Source organism: Lysinibacillus sp. FW12 (assembly GCF_050817245.1).
Taxonomy (GTDB): domain Bacteria; phylum Bacillota; class Bacilli; order Bacillales_A; family Planococcaceae; genus Lysinibacillus; species Lysinibacillus irui.
The window spans coordinates 2,331,611-2,350,754 of sequence record NZ_CP139094.1 but is presented as its reverse complement, the minus strand read 5'-3'; the positions used below and the strand labels follow the sequence as shown (position 1 = coordinate 2,350,754).

Here is a 19,144-nt window from a genome sequence, read left to right as displayed (position 1 = left end):
GAAATGACTTTTGATAAGTAATCAGTCATTGATCATACTGGCAATCAACAAAAGAACTAATCTTAGGAGGATTTAATAATATGAGAAATCTATTACAAGGAAAATTAGGTTTTGGTACAGCGCCTCTTGGTAATATGTACCGTAATATCCCAGAAGAAGAAGCAATTGCAACTGTAGATGCTGCTTGGGAGAGTGGCATTCGTTACTTTGATACAGCTCCACTTTATGGCTCTGGTTTAGCTGAGATTCGTCTTGGTGAAGCCTTATCAAAAAGAAATCGTGACGAGTACGTTTTAAGCACAAAGGTAGGTCGAATTATTTCGGATGAGTTGGAAGATCCATCTGCACGAGATTTAGGAGAAAAAGGTGGTCTTTTCGAATTCGGACGTAAAAACAAAATTATTAATGATTACAGCGCAGACGCAACCCTTCGCTCAATTGAGGACAGCTTGAAACGTTTACAAACAGACCGTATAGATTTTGTTTATATTCATGATGTAGCGCAAGATTTTTATGGCGATGAGTGGATTTCACAATTTGAAACAGCTCGTACAGGAGCCTTCCGTGTGCTCACGCAATTACGTGAAGAAGGCGTTATTAAAGGGTGGGGACTTGGAGTAAACCGAGTAGAACCAATTGAATTACTACTGGATTTGGAGGAAGTAAAACCAGATGTATCCTTACTAGCTGGTCGTTATACATTATTAGACCACGAACGTGCGCTACAACGAGTAATGCCAACAGCTAAAAAAAATAATATGGACATCGTCGTTGGTGGCCCATATAGTTCAGGTGTTCTTGCAGGAGGCACTCACTTCGAATACCAAAAAGCGTCACCAGAAATTATGGCGAAAGTAGAAAAAATCAAAAGTATTGCAGATCGTCATCAAATCAGCATTAAGTCAGCTGCTTTACAATTTTCATTGGCGAACCCAGCAGTTGCTGCTGTCATTCCTGGCGCAAGTAAACCAGAGCGAATTGCAGAAGACCAAGCTGCATTGAAAACAATTATCCCAGCAGCATTCTGGGAAGAAATGCGCGAACAAAAATTGATCGCACCACATGCACCACTACCAATCGATTTTATATAAAAAGGAGAGTAAAGAAAATGGCAAATACTATTACATCTATTAGAATTTCAGCTTCACCTGAGGAAGTATGGCAATTAATTGGTGGCTTTGACTCGCTTCCAGACTGGTTACCCTATATTCCAAGCAGTAAAGTAACGGAAGGTGGACGTGTACGTCACCTTGCTAACCCTGATGGAGATGCTATTGTAGAGCGTTTAGAAAATTTCAATGACAAGGAACGTTACTACACGTATTCAATTATGAAGGCACCGTTTCCGGTTACTGATTATTTATCTACAATCCAAGTCAAAGAAGATACTGATGGCCAATCATCGTTGGTCGAGTGGTCTGGCAGTTTCACACCTGTGGGTGTAAGTGACCAAGAAGCTATTGAGCTATTCCATGGTATCTATCAAGATGGATTAGAAGCATTACAAAAAGCATTCTAAATTGAAGTTTTATAATGAATAAAGAGTGTCTTAAAGTTCAAATTTGACTTTAAGACACTCTTTTTTATTCTAAATCATAATGAATTTTTAAATCGCTAGAGTATAATCGTTTTGCATAAATTGTCGTAACGTGTGTGATGATAATAAATAGTAATGGAAATGTTTTTATAAAAGTTGTTGACATGGAGTTAACTCCAAGAACTACACTTCTTGTGAAAGGAGCATTCATAGATGAACGATATATTTACAATATCTGATGTAGCTAAAAAAACAGGATTAAGTCAAGATACAATCAGATATTACGAAAAAATTAAACTACTACCACCAGCAAAGAGAAATGAGCATAATAAAAGGCAGTATATTCAAATGGATATAGATCGAATTCTTTTTATAAATCATCTTAAAAGAACACAAATGCCTTTAAAACAAATCCGAGAATACGTAAAATTCTCACAAGCTAAAAATGATGAAGCTGGCCAAACAATACTTGAAGAGCATAAAAAGCAAATCACAACTCAAATTATTTACAAGCTACTTTAGATATTCTAAATTATAAAATTACCAATTATCAGCACATAAAAACAGGGAAGCTTAACCATTAATATTGAAGGTGACAATTACATGTTAAATAAAAAAACTATTCAAAAACCAATGCGTTCTGGCTTTGGTGCGAGAACAACAGCAAAAGAAGCTATGGGAGGCAAGAATTTATCTGGTAATGTAGCAATCGTAACAGGTGGATATTCAGGTTTAGGGCTCGAAATCACCCGAGTATTTGCAGAAGCTGGGGCAACTGTAATAGTACCTGCAAGAAGAATCGAAAAAGCCAAGGATAATCAATCGGAAAATATACTATTATTGTAATAGCATGTATTTTACCTTAATCCAATCTTAATAGAAGAATAAAAAAAGCTAACATGTAAGTGTAGAACAGTGGCAATAGCCGTTGTAGAATGAATTTGTCAATTTAGGGTTAAACAATGGTGTTTAATTATGTTGGCTTTGAATTTTTACTTTAGCTATTAAAGTTGAAGAACATCTATACTGTGTTACAAATTTCCTATAAGGAAAGAACATATTTGATGATGCTCACATGTTCTTTCCTTTAAATTACTTAGAGTAATATTAGTCCTCTAATCATTTTACCAGTTGTTCACCAAAACAATTTTCCCAACTGCTTGTCCTGACTCCATGTATTCATGGGCTTTTGAAACTTCATCAAATGTAAAAATACGTGGATCTAGTAGAGGTCGTAGCTTGTCTTCCTCCACCACACTTGCAACCTTCTTTAATATTTCTCCATAATGTTTATGCATGTCTTTATTCACTATTTTTAGTAGCATGAAGGTAACATGTAGAGAAAGGCCCTTCGAATGTACTGGTGTTAGGTCATGAGTTGAACGAGTCGCAATGGCTGTTACAGTTCCATGTACCGCTGCCGCTTCAAAAGAACGGTCAAGATTTTCACCCCCAACTGTGTCAAACACTAGGTCAAATCCTTTTCCGTCAGTATATTTTTCAACGTATTCCTGAACGGTTTCTTCTGTATAATTAATCGTGATATCTGCACCGAGGCGCTTAGCCATCTCTAACTTTTCTTGTGAAGAGGCAGTTGTATAGACGGTTGCTCCTCCCCACTTGGCGAGTTGAATGGCGATGTGTCCTACACCTCCAGTTGCTCCATGAATTAATACTTCTTGCCCTGGTGTAAGTCTAGCTCGGTTAAATAATGCCTCCCAGGCTGTTATAGAAACAAGTGGCAAAGCCGCAGCTTCTTCCATTGTTAAATTTTTTGGCTTATGAGCGAGTAAGTCAGCATCTGCTAGCATATATTCAGCAAGTGCACCGCCACTAGTCCCTTTAAAACCACCCGCACATCCAAACACCTCATCGCCAATGACAAACTTAGTGACTCCCTCGCCTACTGCACATACCAAACCAGCTACATCTCCATGTAATACTGCTGGGAACTCTGGAGCAACTGCTGGAACTGAACCGGCCCGAACCTTTGTATCAATAGGGTTAATACTAGTTGCTTTCACATGGATAAGTACTTGTCCCGGCTCTATTTCAGGCTGCTGAATCTCCTTATGTTGAAAGACGGATGGTTTACCAAAAGATTGAATAATTTGTGATTTCACTTTTGTCACTCCTTTAAATAAAGAAAACTAAATACGGTAGAGCTTATTGCATTTATAAGTCTATAAAAAAAAGAAAAGAAGGAATATTCTGTTTTTTCCTTGTAATATCTATGATACTTTATATAAAATAAATTTAAAAGCATGTGCACTTTTGTTAATCGCAATAGTGTAGATAAATTAAAAATAATTGCGAAAGGCAAGAAGCAAATTTAGTAGTCTATTTATATGGCTCACTAAAGTACAGATTCGAGTTATCAGACAGAAAGGATTGAAGCAATTTGGAATTACGGCATTTAGAATATTTTTTAATGCTTAGTAAAGAGCTCCATTTTACCAAAGCTGCTGAAAAACTAGGAATTTCTCAACCTACTTTAAGCCATCAAATTAAAATGCTGGAAAAGGAAATAGGGTATTCTTTATTTAACCGCGTTGGGAAGAAGGTTGAACTAACGAAGGTTGGAGAAATCGTCCAACAAGAAGCCCTGAATATTCAAGGCTCTATCTTAAGTATCTCTTCACAAATTACGGCATTATCAAATGTGGAGATTGGGGAATTGAAAATTGCTGTGTTGCCAGGGGAAATAACGGACTTGGTCTCAACTTTATGTATTCAATTTAATCAGCTGTACCCAAATATAAAAGTCATTATTGAAACGACAGATCAAGTAGAAAAAGCCGTTTTACAAAATCAGGCTGACTTTGGTATTGATTTTCATCTAACTCCCAATGACTTGTTACAAGTGACGAAACTATACGATGAAGATTTTTACCTCATTAGTAATCAAAGAAATAAAGAGCAAAACGTATCATTTTCTTCAGTTTTAGATTATCCTCTCATCTTATTTCCAAGTATGCATCAATGTAGAAAATTACTTAATAAGGCCAGCAATGAGGTTGGCAAACCATTAGAGCCAATCGTTGAAACATCAAGTATTCGATCGATCTTAAATTTAGTTCGTCATGGTGTTGGTCGCAGTATAGTCTCTCGAACTTTATACGATTTTTATGAAACGGAGGATTTATTTTTCCAACATATCGAAAAACCATCTTTATCTAGAGCCGTTTACCTCATCATGAAAAAGGACTGTTTTATTAATTATGCAGCACGTGAATATATTAAGCTACTTGTACGTGAAATCGAAAAGCTCCATTTTCACACAGAGAAAGATGCGATAAATTCTTTGAACAGCTATGTATTATAGTTTTTTTCTATCATTATCATAGAAATCATGAGATAGACTAAAGGCTGAGTTCTTTTTACAATATAGACAAGAAGCTCATATATTTGAATATATTGTAAGGTGAGTTTTGATTGGCAATAATGTTATGCATTTTTTATCCCAAATTTACAAAGTAAAAAAGTACTACAAATCTATTATGAGGTGATTGTTAATGCGAAAAGATTTAAGCCAATTTATTAGAAGTACAGCATTTTTGGACAAGGTTGTTTCAGCTGAAGAGGCTGCTTCATGGATTGAAGATGGAATGAACCTTGGAATGAGTGGATTTACTCTATTCGGTGAGCCAAAGGAATTTCCACTTGCACTTTCTAAGCGAGGAAAAAATGAAAACTTTAAAGTTAACTTATATACAGGTGCTTCACTAGGGCCAACTGCAGACCAATCAATGGCCGAGGCAGGTATCATTAACCTGCGTGTTCCTTACCAAGGAAACTCTGTAATGCGTGGTAAAGTTAATAAAGGTGAATTATATTACATTGACCAGCATTTATCACATACTGCGGAAGAAGTTAGAAAAGGAACATTAGGCAAAATTGATTATGCCATTATTGAAGCTGCTGGCATCACTGAAGATGGTTATATCATTCCAACTGGCTCAGTAGGAAATTCACCGATTTTTGTAGAAAAAGCTGAAAACGTTATCATTGAAATTAATACTACTGCGCCTCGAGCATACGAAGGTCTTCATGATATTTTTGTTCAAAAAGAGCAAGGTGAACGTAGAGAAATTCCTATTTATACAGTATCAGATCGGATTGGAGAAATTGGCATCAAGGTCGATCCAGATAAAGTAAAAGGCATTGTTTTATCAGAACAGCCTGATATTCCATCACCTTTATTTGAACCAAATGAAGAAACACAGCAAATTGCCAATCATCTACTAGACTTCTTAGCTAATGAAGTAGCTGAAGGAAAATTGCCAGAATCATTAGCTCCGTTACAATCTGGCGTAGGTTCAGTTGCGAATGCCGTTTTAAATGGCATGAAAAATTCTCAATTTAAAGATATTGAAGTGTTCTCTGAAGTACTGCAAGATGGTGTCTTTGATTTAATTGATGCTGGTATTGTTAAATTTGCAGCTGGTACAGCCTTCTCCCTTTCGAAGAAGCGTGTTGATTCATTAGCAGAGGATTTAGAAAAATATAAAGATAAAATTATGTTTAGGCCACAAGAAATTTCCAACAATCCAGAAGTTATTCGACGTTTAGGCGTGATTTCTTTTAACACTGCCATTGAAGTAGATATTTACGGTAACGTCAATTCAACACACATTAACGGCACTAAAATTATGAATGGTATTGGTGGATCAGGGGACTTTGCTCGAAACGCTAGAATTACCATCTTTGTAACGTCTTCACTAGCCAAAGACGGGGCGATTTCGACGATTGTACCTTTCGTATCGCATATTGACCATACAGAGCATGATGTAGATGTTATTGTGACAGAGCAAGGCTATGCTGATCTGCGTGGGCTTCCACCAGTGAAGAGGGCAGAAAAGTTAATCGAAATTGCCCATCCGAAATATCGACCACAATTACGTGCTTACTTTGAAGAAGCAAAAGAGAAAGTGGGGGGACAAACACCACACATTCTTGAAAAAGCTTTCTCATTCCATACACATTTAAAAGAAAATGGCACAATGCTATTTGAAGAGAATAAAGTAACGAATTAATGTGCGGACAAACACCTTAATGTGGTGAAATATATTTTCAAAGTTACCGTTATTATCAGTAGAAGATTTAATCAAGATAATAATAGGGAAAAGGGGGATGAAAAATGGATGTAAGATACCCAATTGGCAAACTACAGGTTCCTGAAAAAGTAACATTAGAAAATATAGAAGAATGGCTAAAGGAAATCGCAACTTACACGACTCGTTTAAGAGAAACAGTAGGCTCTTTAAATGAAGAGGAGTTAAGTAAAACTTATCGTGATGGTAGCTGGACAGTTCGTCAACTTGTTCATCACATTGCAGATTCTCAATTGAATATGTATCAACGTTTGAAGCTAGCTTTAACGGATGAGAATCCAACAGTTCCAGCTTTTGATGAAGAAAAGTGGGCCATTCTACCAGATACCAAGCTTCCTGTAGAAACTTCTATTAAGATGTTAGAAGGAATAAATGAGCGAATCCTATTTCTAGGAAGTACTTTATCTGAGGATCAATTAGATCGAAGATTTATGCACCAAAAAAACGGTAAAATAACAGTTGCCACTAAAGTGGCAAAATTAGCTTGGCATGAAGAGCATCACCTTGCCCATATACAAATCGCATTAGAAAAATAATAGAAGTGGCTTATCGAGATTCGGTAAGCCACTTATTTAATGAGAACCGGAACAACACGAATATAAATGATTTCTCCTATTATTTCTACCATAGTTTGCGTGACAATGATCGCTGCTACAAGAGTATTTATATTTTCTGGTAAAGCTAGTGCCAGTGGGAGGACAACCAGTGAGTTACGAGTTGAACCACTAAAAACTAATGCTCTACCTGATTTACTATCAAGTTTAAACGTTTTTCCAATGAATTTTGAAAGAATCGGCATAATCACCATAAATAGGATATATATTGGGATGACCTTTATGATCCACTCCAAGGAAGCCGATAATTTTCCAATTTGTGATGCGACAACAACAAAAAGAGTTAACGCCATAAAAGGGACGGGCAGCCAGGCGGATAGATGAATTAATTGATCCCCAACTTGCGATTTTTTAGCAAAAAGTTGGAGCGATATCGCAATGACTAAAGGTAGTACAATTAGCACTAAAAATGCCTCTAGGAAAGGTGACGCTTCAACAATTCTGGATGCTTCCTTTCCAAGAAATAACCACAAATATAAAGGTAATAAAAGCATTTGAGTGAAGAAGAGAATAGGTGTTGAGATCAGCATAGCTTTTTCATTCCCACGTCCAAGAGCTGTAAAGACAATCACATAATCAATACAAGGTGTAAGCAACACTAAATAAACCCCAAGCAATAAAGGTGGATGTTTAGGTAATAGCATTGTTAGTAGCCAAACAACGATAGGGACAGCAACATAGTTGACCGTTAGAAGTGCCCCAACAAAACGACGATTAGCAAATGATTCCTTCAACGCTGTAAATGGGATTTGAGAAAACATACTAAACATTAAAATAGCAATAACAAATGAAATGGTAACGTCAAGTTGTTCACCCACAAAAGGCGCTAATAATCCTACGCCAGCTGCGATTAACAACACAATTACATACAGGAAAACTTGATTGTTTTCTAATTTTTCTCTTGAAATCATGATAACTCCTATTTCAATCCCTACTTTTAACAAAGTAGAAAGAGCATTCTTTAGATTCAATTCTAATGTACCATATCATGTTTGTTCTAACTAGCTGAAAAAGGGTCGTTAACATCGGAATTGCTACCTAAAAGATACTCAATTTGAGTGTATGTGATAACGTATGGGGGGATTATTCATATGGGGAGTCACTATATTTATGGCGACTATGTCGTTCCAGCATCGGATTAAATTGAAACAATACAATACTTCCAGCTTTTCTCGAATAATGACCTATCATTAAAATTAATTAAGAGCATCTAAAACAGCTAGAAAAGGTTTTATGAAGGGGGATTAGAATATATGAATGTTATGGAAAAAGAGGATTTAAAAATTTCTATTATCATACCTGCCCATAATGAAGAAAAGTATATTGGAAAATGTTTAGAATCTGTTTCAAGAGCCTCTAAATTATGTAAAAATCAAGTTGAAATCATTGTTGTGTTAAATCGATGTACAGACCGAACGGAAGAAATTGCAAAATCGTATGATTGTATCATTGTAAAGAATAATGATAAAAACCTTTCGAAAATTAGAAACGCAGGTGTTGAAATAGCTAGCGGTGAAATAATCGTAACAATTGATGCAGATACCCAGATGAATGAACATGTGTTGTCTAAGGCACAGGAGAACTTAATTTCAGGGAAATACATTGGCGGCGGGGTTACAGGGAAATTTGAAAGAATGTCTTTAGGAATTTTTGTTTCCACTTTGTTATTAATTGGACCACTATTGTTTAAATATGGAGCCATTTCTGTGGGAATCTTTTGGTGCTATAAAAAGGATTTTCAATCAATCAACGGATTTAATGAAAATATGCTAATGGCAGAAGATGCAGATTTCGCTAAACGATTAAAAGTGTGGGGAAAAAAGAACGGGAAGAAATATGGGACAATTCAAAACGGGATGCTCACTTCTACAAGAAAGTTTGATAAACATGGAGACTGGGTTTTACTGAAACGGCCGAAAATGATCCTAGCCTATCTTAAAGGAACAGACCAGAAATATGCGGATGAAGCCTATTATGAAAATCAAGATAGATAAAAATAAAAGCGGTAATGACTTCATTAAGAAAAGAATTCATTTTGTCTTTCCAAAATTAAATCGAATAAAGAAAAGCATTGAAAAACATTTTATAGTAAATTATTCTAATTACATCAATATTGATCAATCATTTTGAAAGGAATGAATTGATATCTTTGACGTCAATGTATCAATACCAAAAGATAAAAATGAATAATAATCCTATTTCTAACTTTGAGGCTACCATAAAAAAGGAATATGCCAATATAGCAGGTATTGCGATTAGAAAAGATGGTCATTTGATTTATGAGACATATTTTGATGGATACACTAAAGATGATGTATTGCATATAGCCTCTGTAACAAAAAGTATTATATCTATTCTTATTGGTATGGCAATAGACAAAGGATATATTAACAATGTAGAGCAAAAGGTTTTAGAATTTTTTCCAGATTATACAGTGAAGCGTGGCGAAAAAACAATTCAAAAAGTCTCGATAAAAGACTTGCTGACTATGACTGCACCGTATAAATACAAGTCAGAGCCCTATACAAAAGTTTACTCAAGTGATGACTGGGTAAAAGCTACATTAGATTTACTTGGAGGCAGAGGACATATTGGGGAGTTTAAATACTCAACCGTTGGCGCACATATTTTATCGGGTGTTCTTACAAATGCTACTGGTCAATCTGTCAAGGACTTCGCTATAGAGAGCTTATTTAAACCTCTCGACATTACAGCTCCTCAACATACGTTTTTACGAAATAAAGAAGAACATTTCGCTTTTCTTAAAGATCAATATGTAACGGGTTGGGTAGTGGATCCTTCAGGTGTAAACACTGCTGGTTGGGGGCTTACTTTAACGCCACGCGATATGGCGAAAATAGGTCAGTTGTATTTAAATAGTGGTGTATGGGGCAACTCGCAAATCCTTTCTTCCAAATGGATAGAGGACAGTACAAAGGAAAAAAGTCGATTCGGAGAGTTGTCATATGGATACATGTGGTGGATAGTTGATGATGATTGCTATGCAGCACTGGGTGACGGAGGAAATGTCATTTTCAACAACCCCAATAAAAAAATGGTCGTTACGATTGCGTCTCGCTTTATACCACGTGCCAAAGATCGAATTGAATTGATTAGAAAGCATATTTTGCCATTGTTTGGTTAGAGCAAGTGATGGCGAAGGTTATAAGAAAAATAAGATATAGAGATCCATTTTTTATTAGCCATCTGAATTTGATCAGATGGCTTTATTTATTTCCCTATTGGTCGCAATAATTCTTAAAACTTGAATCATTGAAGAGTCTCAAGTTGATCATTGACTAAGCTTAACTTCCGGTAATTATTGAAAAGACAGATAAATAATAAATTATATTTTGGTTAGTTTAAGATTAGATCAATTAATCAACAAGGAGGGTTTTCGATTGGCTTCTAACAAAAATGATAATAGCCCAAAATTACAAAGAAAATCGAAACCAAAGTTGAAAAAAGAAGAAATTACCGTTGTTGACTCAAAATCTGCACGTAAAGCTGTTGTCGCGACGGCTGTTGGTAATGGAATGGAATGGTTTGATTTTGGGATATACTCTTATCTTGCAGCTACAATTGGACAAGTATTTTTCCCTGAAGTAAGTGGCCCTATGCAATTAGTTTATTCTTTTGCGACATTTGCTGTTGCCTTTATTGCTCGACCTATTGGTGGCATTTTCTTTGGTATGCTTGGGGACCGCCTAGGCCGTAAAAAAGTTTTAGCTATTACCTTAATCATGATGGCTCTAGCCACATTAAGTATTGGCTTGATCCCTAGCTATGCGTCTATTGGCTCTACTGCCACAATTATTTTACTCATTGCTCGCTTAATTCAAGGATTTTCGTCTGGTGGAGAATATTCAGGTGCTATGACGTTTATTGCTGAGTCTACTCCAGATAAAAAAAGAGGATTTATGTCAAGTGGTCTTGAGGTCGGCACCTTAGTTGGCTATATCGCAGGCGCAAGTCTTGTTACGTTACTTACGTTTATGTTAGGGGAGGAAACGATGCTAGCATGGGGTTGGCGAATTCCGTTTCTTTTATCTGCCCCTATTGGTTTAATCGGCTTTTATTTACGGAATAATTTAGAAGAAACGCCTGTTTTTGAAGCAATGCAGGAAAAAAAATCTGACGATGAAGATCATATATCTGTTAAGCACATTTTACAGTTCCACTGGAGAGCAATCCTTATAGGGATGTTTGTTGTATTCTTTTATATCGTTGTAAACTATACCATTTTATCTTATATGCCTTCACACTTAACCGTTGTACTTGGTTATGGAGAAGCAGAAGGACTATTATTAATTGTTATTGCCATGATTATTATGATTCCGATTGTTTTGTTAATGGGGTATTTTAGTGACCGGATTGGAGCAAAAAAGATCATTCAAGGCGGTTTAATTGGTTTGATTATTTTAAGTATCCCTTCGTTTAACTTAATTGGTAGTAATAACACATTACTTGTCTTTCTAGGATTAATGATTCTTGCGGTATTTTCCTCCTCTTTCCAAGGAACCATGCCTGCATTATTGCCCTCACTATTTTTTACCAAAGTTCGGAATGGGGCATTAGCCATTACATTTAATATTTCTGCCTCCTTATTTGGAGGTACGACACCTTTACTTGTATCATGGTTAATTAGTAAAACACAGAATGAAATGGTACCAGCCTACTATCTAATATTTGCATCTGTTATCGGTATTATTGTTGTAACCATCTTCGTAAAAGAAACTTCAGGAAAAGCTCTTCGAGGTTCACCGCCAGCAGTTGCAGAGAAAGCTGAAATCAAAGAGATTTTAGAAGAACCTGAGGAAGCATTATGGTGGCATGACGAGAGGAAAGAGATTGAAGAACGTATTGAAGATCGTTTGGACATAAAAATAAATGAAGAAGAAAAAAATAATTGACTTTAAAGATAAAAACCATCATAACCAACATTCTAAAAGATTCCGTGTAGTGTTAAAGCATGGAATCTTTTTATTTTATATATCCTCCAACTAAAATGCGCAATTGCCTCTTGAATGGAATTTATAGTATGCTTAACCAAAAAGGAGGAGATACATGATGGTTAGACAATTGATCATTGGTGACGCTATGTATGAACTAGCTACAACGCGTCGAATTTTAGAGCGTTTGCCCGATGAGCATATGGCATGGAGGCCTCATGATAAATCGATGACGCTCGGCGGACTGGCCACCCACTTAATCAACCTGCTGAACTGGCAAGTGGCAATTTTTCAGCACACCGAGTTTGATCTCTCAACGGTGCCGCTTCGTCGAGAGGCATTAGAAAGTCGCTCTGACATTCTAGATGAGTTTGATGCAAACGTCGGCAAAATAGACAAGCTACTAGCTGATAGTGACGAGAAAACGCTCGGTGAAGAATGGACTCTACGCCATGGCGAGCAAATCATCCGCCGTGAACCACGAGCGCTTGCCTTCCGTACCTTCGGCTTAAGCCATATGATCCATCACCGTGCGCAGCTGGGGGTATACTTACGACTTCTCAATATTCCAGTGCCAGGTATGTACGGCCCTTCTGCAGATGAGGAAGCTCAATAATCTAAAAACCTAAAGTGTGAGGACGTATATAAGGTAACTTGGACAAGTATCACGAGTAAACAAAAAATGTTCTAAAAATAAAGCTGTTTTAACTATCTTATTTTCTAGATCAGGTGCTCATTATAAGTGAGCATCTGTTTTTATACTGAATTGCTTACATGTTAGTTATTTTATTAAATCCGTTACAATCTGAACAATTAGCAAAAAAAAGATAATTGGTAATATAAGGTGAACCCACTTTATTTTAATATAAGGAATAATCTTTAAACCTAAGAAAGAGCCAACAATTGAGCCCATTGAAACAGGAATCGCTATGCCCCAATTAACAATGCCAGTAAAGTAATAAAAGAGAAAGCCACCTGTACAGCTTGAAAACGAGATAATTCTTGTTAATTCAACTGCTTTTACATAGTTATATTGTTTTTTCAAGAAATAGGTTATATTCATAAGAGCTGAGCCTGGTCCAAAACCACCGTCATAGATTGAAATCGCAAACGGAATGAGTTTATTAGTCACTTGTTCCTGTGTTTCTTTAATTTCTTTAACAATGAATGTACTACTGCGAATAACAATAATAAATCCCAAAATTAAGCTTATACAAGCTATCACATTCATAATTTGCTCCGATAATAGAAGGGCTAAAAACGCACCAAACACTCCTCCTAAACTCGAAAAAAATAATAAAGACCTGTATTGTTTTAAAGATACCTGTCCTTTTATGACAAACGTAACGACATTGGATAGAGCTGAAATTCCTGTCGCAAATTTATTAACAGCAATCGTGGTATGAATTGGAATGCCAATAAGTAACATCGAAGGCATTAAAATAAAGCCAGCAGCACCAAAAAGAACGCCAATTATTGCCGCAAGTAACCCAATTGTAAATAAAATAAAACCCTTTGCTGATACCCATTCTTGTAATAAAATTTCCACTTAAATCACCTCTATCCTTAAATTACTGTTAAACTATATATAAAACAAATATATAATAATTGTTTATTCATAAATTTTATTTATGAATAAGGAGGGGTGATTAAAATGAATTTGCATGCATTAAGAATATTTACGAATGTGGCAAAGCTTGGTGGAATTACTGCAGCAGCGAATAGTATGCTACTTAGTCAACCTGCTGTTACGATTCAAATTCGGAAATTAGAGAATGAAATTGGAACAAAATTAATTGAAGGCAAAGGACGGGGGATTCAGTTAACTCCAGAGGGGAGGTTTTTATACGAGCAGGGAATGCGTTTATTTTATTTAGAAGGACAAATCGATGAAAAACTCGCTAAATTTTTAGCAAAGGAAGACAAAATATATATAGCTTCTTCTTACATTCCAACTAATTATATACTGCCGCCTTTTATAGCACAGTATAAGCTTGCGAATCCTCACATTGAATGTATTGTATCGTTAGGTAATGTAAAATCTGTTGAGGAACAGGTTCTGAATTATGAGGTAGATATTGGTTTTGTCGTTCAAAGCAATATTGGTCATAATGATCTTCAATTTGAAAAGATTTTAGATATCCCGTTCTGGTTTATTGTCCACCCATCACATTCTTTAGCAAATCAAACCGTTGCCATTTCCGAACTATCGAACGAAGACTTTATTTATCGGGAGCGTGGTAGCTCGACATTAGATTTACTGGAGTCAGTATTTTACACGTTTAATGCCCCATTACCTAAGTTTGGACTTCAAATGCAGGGCTTGCATGAATCGATTAAAGTTGTGGAAGCAGGATACGGTATGACTTTAGCACCCTCCTATAGTGTGATAGACAATATAACAAATGGAAAACTGGCTCGAGTATTTGTTGAGCAGGTAAATATCCAACAAAGTTTATTTATCTGTACACGCAAATCAGAAATAGCAGAGCATCCATTTATTCAATATTTAAAAGCTCATTTAGACAGGATAAAGTAATCAACAATATAGAACTAGCATTTAGGGCATGCTAACTTCTCGATTATTGATTACTTCAGTTTAACAGTTCATAGGTGAGAGGAACTAGCTATTATTAATGGTTTAGAGCCATGCTACACATTACATGTAGCATGGCTCTTTATAAGTCATTTTTATTGTGAAGAAACAAGTAGGAACTTGACAGGTTTCTCTTGATAGTTGTACCAGTAATGCGTTTTTCTAGCATCAAACATTTTAGACTCGTTTTCTTGCAAAACAAATTTTTTCTCCTCAATAATAATGGTCAGTTCTCCTTCTACAACATAGATAAATTCATAACCGTCATGGGAAAGAGCGTTTCCTTCATTTTCTCCAGCCTTTAATGTCACAAGCATGGGGAGATAGGAAGCATCTATATTCCCATCTGATAAGTCTAAATAATGGAATTGGGAACGTATTTCATGTAATTCTTCATTGTTAGTAGGGAAAAAAATACTTGGATTTACACCTAAAGCATCTGCAATTTTCTTCAAAGAGTCTAATGTTACATTAGATTTTCCTCTTTCCACCTGTGATAAGAAGCTAATAGAAACTCCTGTTTGAGTGGCAAGCATTTTTAATGTATATTGTCTTTCTTTGCGTATTCTTTTCAATGTCTCTCCTAGAAAATCTGATGTCATCATATCAAACCCCTTTATTGATTATACTATTTTATTCTATACACGTTTTAATAGAAAGCATAATAAAAAAGTAATTTCTATTATTGACAGAGAATTCGGGTAATTGTAAAGTAATAACAAGAATAAATTGAAGTACCACTTCAATTTCAAACAAAGGGGGAAAATAGATGGATGGAAAACAAATGAGAAAGATTTGGATTGCTAGTTTGGTAGGGAGTTCCATTGAATGGTTCGATTATTTTTTGTATGGCACAGTTGCGGCACTCGTTTTTAATCAAGTTTTTTTTGTTAATGATGATCCTACAGTTGGTTTGTTACTTGCTTACGCATCCTTTGCTTTATCGTTCTTTATTAGACCGTTTGGTGGAGTTATTTTCAGTCATATTGGAGATAAGATTGGCCGTAAAAAAACACTCGTATTAACGCTGAGTTTGATGGGGATTGCTACCTTTGGGATGGGATTACTTCCTACATATCAAGCTATTGGCATTTGGGCTCCCATATTATTGATTACTTTACGATTAGTACAAGGATTAGGTATTGGTGGAGAATGGGGAGGAGCTCTTTTACTTGCTGTCGAATATGCTCCAAAGGAAAAGAGAGGATTATATGGAGCTATACCACAAATGGGTGTAACGATTGGTATGGTGTTAGGAACTGTTGCATTGTCTATAATGACTTTACTTCCTGAAGGATCCTTTATGTCATGGGGATGGCGTATACCATTTTTAATAAGTGCATTTTTAGTTTTATTTGGTTTATGGATTCGTAAAGGGATTGATGAGACACCATCATTTAAAAAGGTGCAAGAATCAGGTGACATTCCTAAACTACCTATTATAGAAACATTGAAAAACTATTGGCGTGAAGTCTTAATTGCAATTGGAGCGAAGGTTGTTGAAACAGCACCTTTCTATATTTTTGGAACATTTGTTGTATCCTATGCAACATCAAATTTAGGTTTCTCAAGAACTGTCACTCTAAATGCCGTCATGATTGCCACAATCATTACGACCATTTTAATTCCTATAATGGGAAGCTTGTCTGATAAATATGGACGCAAAAAGTTATACATTATTGGAACGGTTGGCATGATACTCTTTGCATTCCCTTATTTTTGGATGTTACAGCAACAATCCGCGATATTACTTGTAGTAGCCACAATCATCGGTCTAGGCATTATTTGGTCGCCAATTACGGCCGTGCTAGGGACAATGTTTTCAGAAATTTTCGACGCGAAAATTCGTTACACAGGGATTACACTTGGTTACCAAATTGGTGCAGCTGTAGCAGGGGGAACGGCTCCTTTAGTAGCAACAGCTCTATTAGTTCAATTTGATAATTCCTATATACCAATTGCTTTATATATTATTTTTACAGCAATCGTATCACTAATTGCCATTTGGGCTGTTAAAGATCGTAGTCAAGAGAATTTAGACAACGACATTCAAAAAGAATCGAAATTAAGTGATACGAAAAAAATCCCAGTTGGGACTATGAAGTCGTGATGACAGACGATTTAATGGAGGATATGGATGATGTTGATATTAAACGAAGAACAGATTATGAAGAGCTACAATATGAAAAATGCGATAGAGGATGTTAGGAAAGTATTAAAAGCAAAAGTAGAAAATAAAATTGCCGACGTGCATCGAACTGTCATAGATTTTCCAGATCATGATGCATCGGCACTCTATATGCCAAGTGCAGACTTAGTGAGTGAAGTTGCCGCTGTAAAAGTAGTGACCATTTTTCCTAAAAATTCTCCAAAGGGGATGCCCACAACGCAAGGAGTTTTATTACTTACAGATGCAGAGAATGGTTCCCATGTGGCTATGATGAATGCCTCTTATCTAACTCGACTAAGAACTGGAGCTTTAAGTGGGATTGCTACAGATTATTTATCAAAAAAGGATGCGACAATTCTAACAGTAATTGGTACAGGTGGGATGGCTTTTGAGCAAGTACTAGGCGTACTAGCTGTAAGATCTATCACTAAAATTCTACTTGTTAATAAAACAACCTCTAAAGCACATCGTTTTGGTGAGAAATTAAAAGAATATGGAGTGAAAATCCCTTTTGAGGTCATAGATGAAGTATCAGTGGCAGTCAAGCAAGCAGATATTATTTGCTGTGCTACAAGATCAACAAGTGCCGTTTTAGATGGAGAATATTTAAAGCCAGGAACTCATATTAATGGTATAGGATCCTATTTACCAACTATGCGTGAAATAGATGAGACCACTATTTTGAAAGCTAATAAAATTGTAGTAGATGATCATAATGGCGTAAAAAATGAAGCTGGTGAATTTATTCATGCAGCAGAAAAAGGTATTTGGTCTTTCGACAAGATATATTGTGACCTTGGTAAACTTGTCACAGAGACTAAGAATGGTAGAGAGGACGAAGAGGAGATTACCATTTTTAAATCGGTAGGTGCAGCTTACTATGATTTAGCAGTCGCGAAAGGCGTATATCAAAAAGCAAAGGAACTAGGAATTGGCATAGAAATTGATATGTAATACTAATGACAATATGAACATTAGCAGAAGAAATAAAAGGGCTGTATTTACAAAGGAGACAGGATCAAATAGGAGGAATTGAAAATGGTTGCCAAAACACTGCTGTTACGACAATGGACAAGCTGTTTAGATGAAGAAGACTGGTTTCCACCACTTGAAAAAGTGCTAGAGGATATTACTTTAGAACAGGCCATTTGGAAGCCTGCTGAAGGGGCAACGAATTCCATTTGGGAAATAGTTTGTCATCTACTTTTCTATAAAAAGAGATTTCTCGCGAGGATTTTTGGTGATAAAGCAAATGAACCACAGGCAGAAAATAATGTCGCTACCTTTCAATTACCAACTGTGACGTGGCAAAATTGGGAGGAAACCAAACAGGAATATTTGTATGTCCATCGGGAACTAGAAAAAATACTGGCAAAACCAGAATATGAAGCATTGTACAAAGAAATCCCTGAAGATCGATCATTAGTAATTGAACTGAAGAGTTTAGTAATGCACGACGCCTATCATATTGGGCAAATTGTATTTTTAAGTAAAATGCAAGGAGTTTGGCCAGAGAAGCGTAGCTTTTAAAAAATCTTATATAAAAAATGGGAACATCCAAATCGGTTGTTCCCATTTTTTATAGTTGAAACAGCAATAATATGAGACCAATGAGTTAGTAAAAAAAGGGATTTACAGACCTTTACTTGAATATATCTATAGAAAGACGATAGATGGAGGGCTATTTATGGCATTCGTTGCGATTTATACTATTGGAAGGTTAAATCATCCCTATGACCACCCTAGCTCTCGAGAATTTTTTCAAGTAGGCAATGAAGTATACCGACAGGCAACAAAATCAGGCCTGATAGAGTCATTTTCACCTGAAGGAGTCGCTTTCCCTGAAGAAACCGTGAAGGGAAAAGGTTCTCCCATACTTACGCTAACCGTATGGAGAAATCCTCAATCCTTATATCACTTCACCTATTCAGGACAGCATAAACAAGCGTTACAAGACAAAAGTAAATGGATCGAGCCTTATCCAGAAAAACACCTTTCCTATGTAGTTTGGTGGACAGAAACGGTGGATGATGTCTCTTGGATTGAGGCATTTAAGAGATACAACTATTATATCCAGCATGGTTCTACTGCGTTTGCCTTTGATTTTAAGCAACCCTTTGATGAAAAGGGAGATAGGTTCTCTTTAATGGAGGAATTTTAG

20 protein-coding genes are annotated in these 19,144 nt (G+C 36.1%); 16 read left to right on the top strand and 4 right to left on the bottom strand.

Features of this window, described 5'->3' with window-relative positions:
* The first annotated feature begins 80 nt into the window (after nt 1-80).
* The 4 genes from SJW71_RS12045 to SJW71_RS12030 all read left to right on the top strand — a co-directional run bounded on the left by SJW71_RS12045 (nt 81) and on the right by SJW71_RS12030 (nt 2,383).
* Entirely contained in the window at nt 81-1,091 is a 1,011-nt protein-coding gene (locus SJW71_RS12045) for an aldo/keto reductase (protein ID WP_274793129.1), read from the top strand.
* A 17-nt stretch (nt 1,092-1,108) separates the two neighbouring features.
* Complete coding sequence (locus SJW71_RS12040) at nt 1,109-1,519, top strand: SRPBCC family protein (RefSeq protein ID WP_407134593.1); 411 nt, start codon at nt 1,109-1,111, stop codon at nt 1,517-1,519.
* 231 nt (nt 1,520-1,750) lie between these two features.
* Nucleotides 1,751-2,059 (top strand): MerR family transcriptional regulator, encoded by a 309-nt coding sequence (locus SJW71_RS12035; RefSeq protein WP_431810911.1) that lies wholly within the window; start codon nt 1,751-1,753, stop codon nt 2,057-2,059.
* Nucleotides 2,060-2,140: 81 nt separating this feature from the next.
* Nucleotides 2,141-2,383, top strand: a complete 243-nt coding sequence (locus SJW71_RS12030; RefSeq protein WP_412926566.1) for an SDR family NAD(P)-dependent oxidoreductase — start codon at nt 2,141-2,143, stop codon at nt 2,381-2,383.
* Between the two features lie 278 nt (nt 2,384-2,661).
* Here the strand turns inward: SJW71_RS12030 and SJW71_RS12025 are convergent, their stop codons facing one another.
* Nucleotides 2,662-3,660 carry a zinc-dependent alcohol dehydrogenase family protein gene (locus SJW71_RS12025; protein ID WP_431810910.1) on the bottom strand — a complete coding sequence of 333 codons (999 nt, stop codon included), beginning with the start codon at nt 3,658-3,660 and terminating at the stop codon, nt 2,662-2,664.
* Nucleotides 3,661-3,938: 278 nt separating this feature from the next.
* Here SJW71_RS12025 and SJW71_RS12020 point away from each other — a divergent pair, with 278 nt between their 5' ends.
* The 3 genes from SJW71_RS12020 (at nt 3,939) to SJW71_RS12010 (ending at nt 7,187) form a co-directional block, all read left to right on the top strand.
* Complete coding sequence (locus SJW71_RS12020; RefSeq protein ID WP_274793132.1) at nt 3,939-4,862, top strand: LysR family transcriptional regulator; 924 nt, start codon at nt 3,939-3,941, stop codon at nt 4,860-4,862.
* A 190-nt stretch (nt 4,863-5,052) separates the two neighbouring features.
* Nucleotides 5,053-6,573: a succinate CoA transferase gene (locus tag SJW71_RS12015; protein ID WP_312506654.1), complete on the top strand. Its 1,521-nt coding sequence runs from the start codon at nt 5,053-5,055 to the stop codon at nt 6,571-6,573.
* A 104-nt stretch (nt 6,574-6,677) separates the two neighbouring features.
* Complete coding sequence (locus tag SJW71_RS12010; protein WP_407134600.1) at nt 6,678-7,187, top strand: YfiT family bacillithiol transferase; 510 nt, start codon at nt 6,678-6,680, stop codon at nt 7,185-7,187.
* 32 nt (nt 7,188-7,219) lie between these two features.
* On the opposite strand, the gene SJW71_RS12005 is transcribed toward SJW71_RS12010, so the two are convergent.
* Nucleotides 7,220-8,176, bottom strand: a complete 957-nt coding sequence (locus SJW71_RS12005; protein WP_431810909.1) for an arsenic resistance protein — start codon at nt 8,174-8,176, stop codon at nt 7,220-7,222.
* A 342-nt stretch (nt 8,177-8,518) separates the two neighbouring features.
* Between SJW71_RS12005 and SJW71_RS12000 the strand changes: the two genes are divergently transcribed.
* From SJW71_RS12000 to SJW71_RS11985, 4 genes are all read left to right on the top strand, one after another.
* On the top strand, nt 8,519-9,259 hold the full coding sequence (locus tag SJW71_RS12000) for a glycosyltransferase (protein ID WP_274793136.1): 741 nt from the start codon (nt 8,519-8,521) through the stop codon (nt 9,257-9,259).
* Nucleotides 9,260-9,447: 188 nt separating this feature from the next.
* Nucleotides 9,448-10,410 (top strand): serine hydrolase domain-containing protein, encoded by a 963-nt coding sequence (locus SJW71_RS11995; RefSeq protein ID WP_431810908.1) that lies wholly within the window; start codon nt 9,448-9,450, stop codon nt 10,408-10,410.
* A 256-nt stretch (nt 10,411-10,666) separates the two neighbouring features.
* Nucleotides 10,667-12,178, top strand: a complete 1,512-nt coding sequence (locus SJW71_RS11990) for an MFS transporter (RefSeq protein ID WP_312506657.1) — start codon at nt 10,667-10,669, stop codon at nt 12,176-12,178.
* A 157-nt stretch (nt 12,179-12,335) separates the two neighbouring features.
* Nucleotides 12,336-12,833 (top strand): DinB family protein, encoded by a 498-nt coding sequence (locus tag SJW71_RS11985; RefSeq protein WP_312506719.1) that lies wholly within the window; start codon nt 12,336-12,338, stop codon nt 12,831-12,833.
* Between the two features lie 165 nt (nt 12,834-12,998).
* Here the strand turns inward: SJW71_RS11985 and SJW71_RS11980 are convergent, their stop codons facing one another.
* Nucleotides 12,999-13,766 (bottom strand): sulfite exporter TauE/SafE family protein, encoded by a 768-nt coding sequence (locus SJW71_RS11980; RefSeq protein WP_431810907.1) that lies wholly within the window; start codon nt 13,764-13,766, stop codon nt 12,999-13,001.
* A 105-nt stretch (nt 13,767-13,871) separates the two neighbouring features.
* Here SJW71_RS11980 and SJW71_RS11975 point away from each other — a divergent pair, with 105 nt between their 5' ends.
* Complete coding sequence (locus SJW71_RS11975) at nt 13,872-14,756, top strand: LysR family transcriptional regulator (protein ID WP_431810906.1); 885 nt, start codon at nt 13,872-13,874, stop codon at nt 14,754-14,756.
* 152 nt (nt 14,757-14,908) lie between these two features.
* Here SJW71_RS11975 and SJW71_RS11970 read toward each other — a convergent pair whose 3' ends face one another.
* A complete protein-coding gene (locus SJW71_RS11970; protein ID WP_319023455.1) occupies nt 14,909-15,418 on the bottom strand; it encodes a helix-turn-helix domain-containing protein in 510 nt (169 codons plus the stop codon).
* Between the two features lie 164 nt (nt 15,419-15,582).
* Here SJW71_RS11970 and SJW71_RS11965 point away from each other — a divergent pair, with 164 nt between their 5' ends.
* From SJW71_RS11965 to SJW71_RS11950, 4 genes are all read left to right on the top strand, one after another.
* On the top strand, nt 15,583-16,923 hold the full coding sequence (locus tag SJW71_RS11965) for an MFS transporter (protein ID WP_274793141.1): 1,341 nt from the start codon (nt 15,583-15,585) through the stop codon (nt 16,921-16,923).
* A gap of 30 nt (nt 16,924-16,953) precedes the next feature.
* Nucleotides 16,954-17,937: an ornithine cyclodeaminase family protein gene (locus SJW71_RS11960; protein WP_431812204.1), complete on the top strand. Its 984-nt coding sequence runs from the start codon at nt 16,954-16,956 to the stop codon at nt 17,935-17,937.
* An 84-nt stretch (nt 17,938-18,021) separates the two neighbouring features.
* Nucleotides 18,022-18,513, top strand: coding sequence for a DinB family protein (locus SJW71_RS11955; protein ID WP_431810905.1), 492 nt, complete (start codon nt 18,022-18,024; stop codon nt 18,511-18,513).
* A 157-nt stretch (nt 18,514-18,670) separates the two neighbouring features.
* Nucleotides 18,671-19,144 carry a DUF3291 domain-containing protein gene (locus tag SJW71_RS11950; protein WP_322605150.1) on the top strand — a complete coding sequence of 158 codons (474 nt, stop codon included), beginning with the start codon at nt 18,671-18,673 and terminating at the stop codon, nt 19,142-19,144.

Excerpts from the sequence above, each read along its gene's own strand:
- SJW71_RS12030 (WP_412926566.1), top strand. The coding sequence starts at position 2,141 with ATGTTAAATAAAAAAACTATTCAAAAACCAATGCGTTCTGGCTTTGGT.
- SJW71_RS12000 (WP_274793136.1), top strand. The coding sequence starts at position 8,519 with ATGAATGTTATGGAAAAAGAGGATTTAAAAATTTCTATTATCATACCT.
- SJW71_RS11960 (WP_431812204.1), top strand. The coding sequence starts at position 16,954 with ATGTTGATATTAAACGAAGAACAGATTATGAAGAGCTACAATATGAAA.
- SJW71_RS11995 (WP_431810908.1), top strand. The coding sequence starts at position 9,448 with ATGAATAATAATCCTATTTCTAACTTTGAGGCTACCATAAAAAAGGAA.
- SJW71_RS12010 (WP_407134600.1), top strand. The coding sequence starts at position 6,678 with ATGGATGTAAGATACCCAATTGGCAAACTACAGGTTCCTGAAAAAGTA.
- SJW71_RS11985 (WP_312506719.1), top strand. The coding sequence starts at position 12,336 with ATGGTTAGACAATTGATCATTGGTGACGCTATGTATGAACTAGCTACA.
- SJW71_RS11950 (WP_322605150.1), top strand. The coding sequence starts at position 18,671 with ATGGCATTCGTTGCGATTTATACTATTGGAAGGTTAAATCATCCCTAT.
- SJW71_RS11970 (WP_319023455.1), bottom strand. The coding sequence starts at position 15,418 with ATGATGACATCAGATTTTCTAGGAGAGACATTGAAAAGAATACGCAAA.
- SJW71_RS11965 (WP_274793141.1), top strand. The coding sequence starts at position 15,583 with ATGGATGGAAAACAAATGAGAAAGATTTGGATTGCTAGTTTGGTAGGG.
- SJW71_RS11975 (WP_431810906.1), top strand. The coding sequence starts at position 13,872 with ATGAATTTGCATGCATTAAGAATATTTACGAATGTGGCAAAGCTTGGT.
- SJW71_RS12005 (WP_431810909.1), bottom strand. The coding sequence starts at position 8,176 with ATGATTTCAAGAGAAAAATTAGAAAACAATCAAGTTTTCCTGTATGTA.
- SJW71_RS12015 (WP_312506654.1), top strand. The coding sequence starts at position 5,053 with ATGCGAAAAGATTTAAGCCAATTTATTAGAAGTACAGCATTTTTGGAC.
- SJW71_RS12045 (WP_274793129.1), top strand. The coding sequence starts at position 81 with ATGAGAAATCTATTACAAGGAAAATTAGGTTTTGGTACAGCGCCTCTT.
- SJW71_RS11955 (WP_431810905.1), top strand. The coding sequence starts at position 18,022 with ATGGTTGCCAAAACACTGCTGTTACGACAATGGACAAGCTGTTTAGAT.
- SJW71_RS12035 (WP_431810911.1), top strand. The coding sequence starts at position 1,751 with ATGAACGATATATTTACAATATCTGATGTAGCTAAAAAAACAGGATTA.
- SJW71_RS12040 (WP_407134593.1), top strand. The coding sequence starts at position 1,109 with ATGGCAAATACTATTACATCTATTAGAATTTCAGCTTCACCTGAGGAA.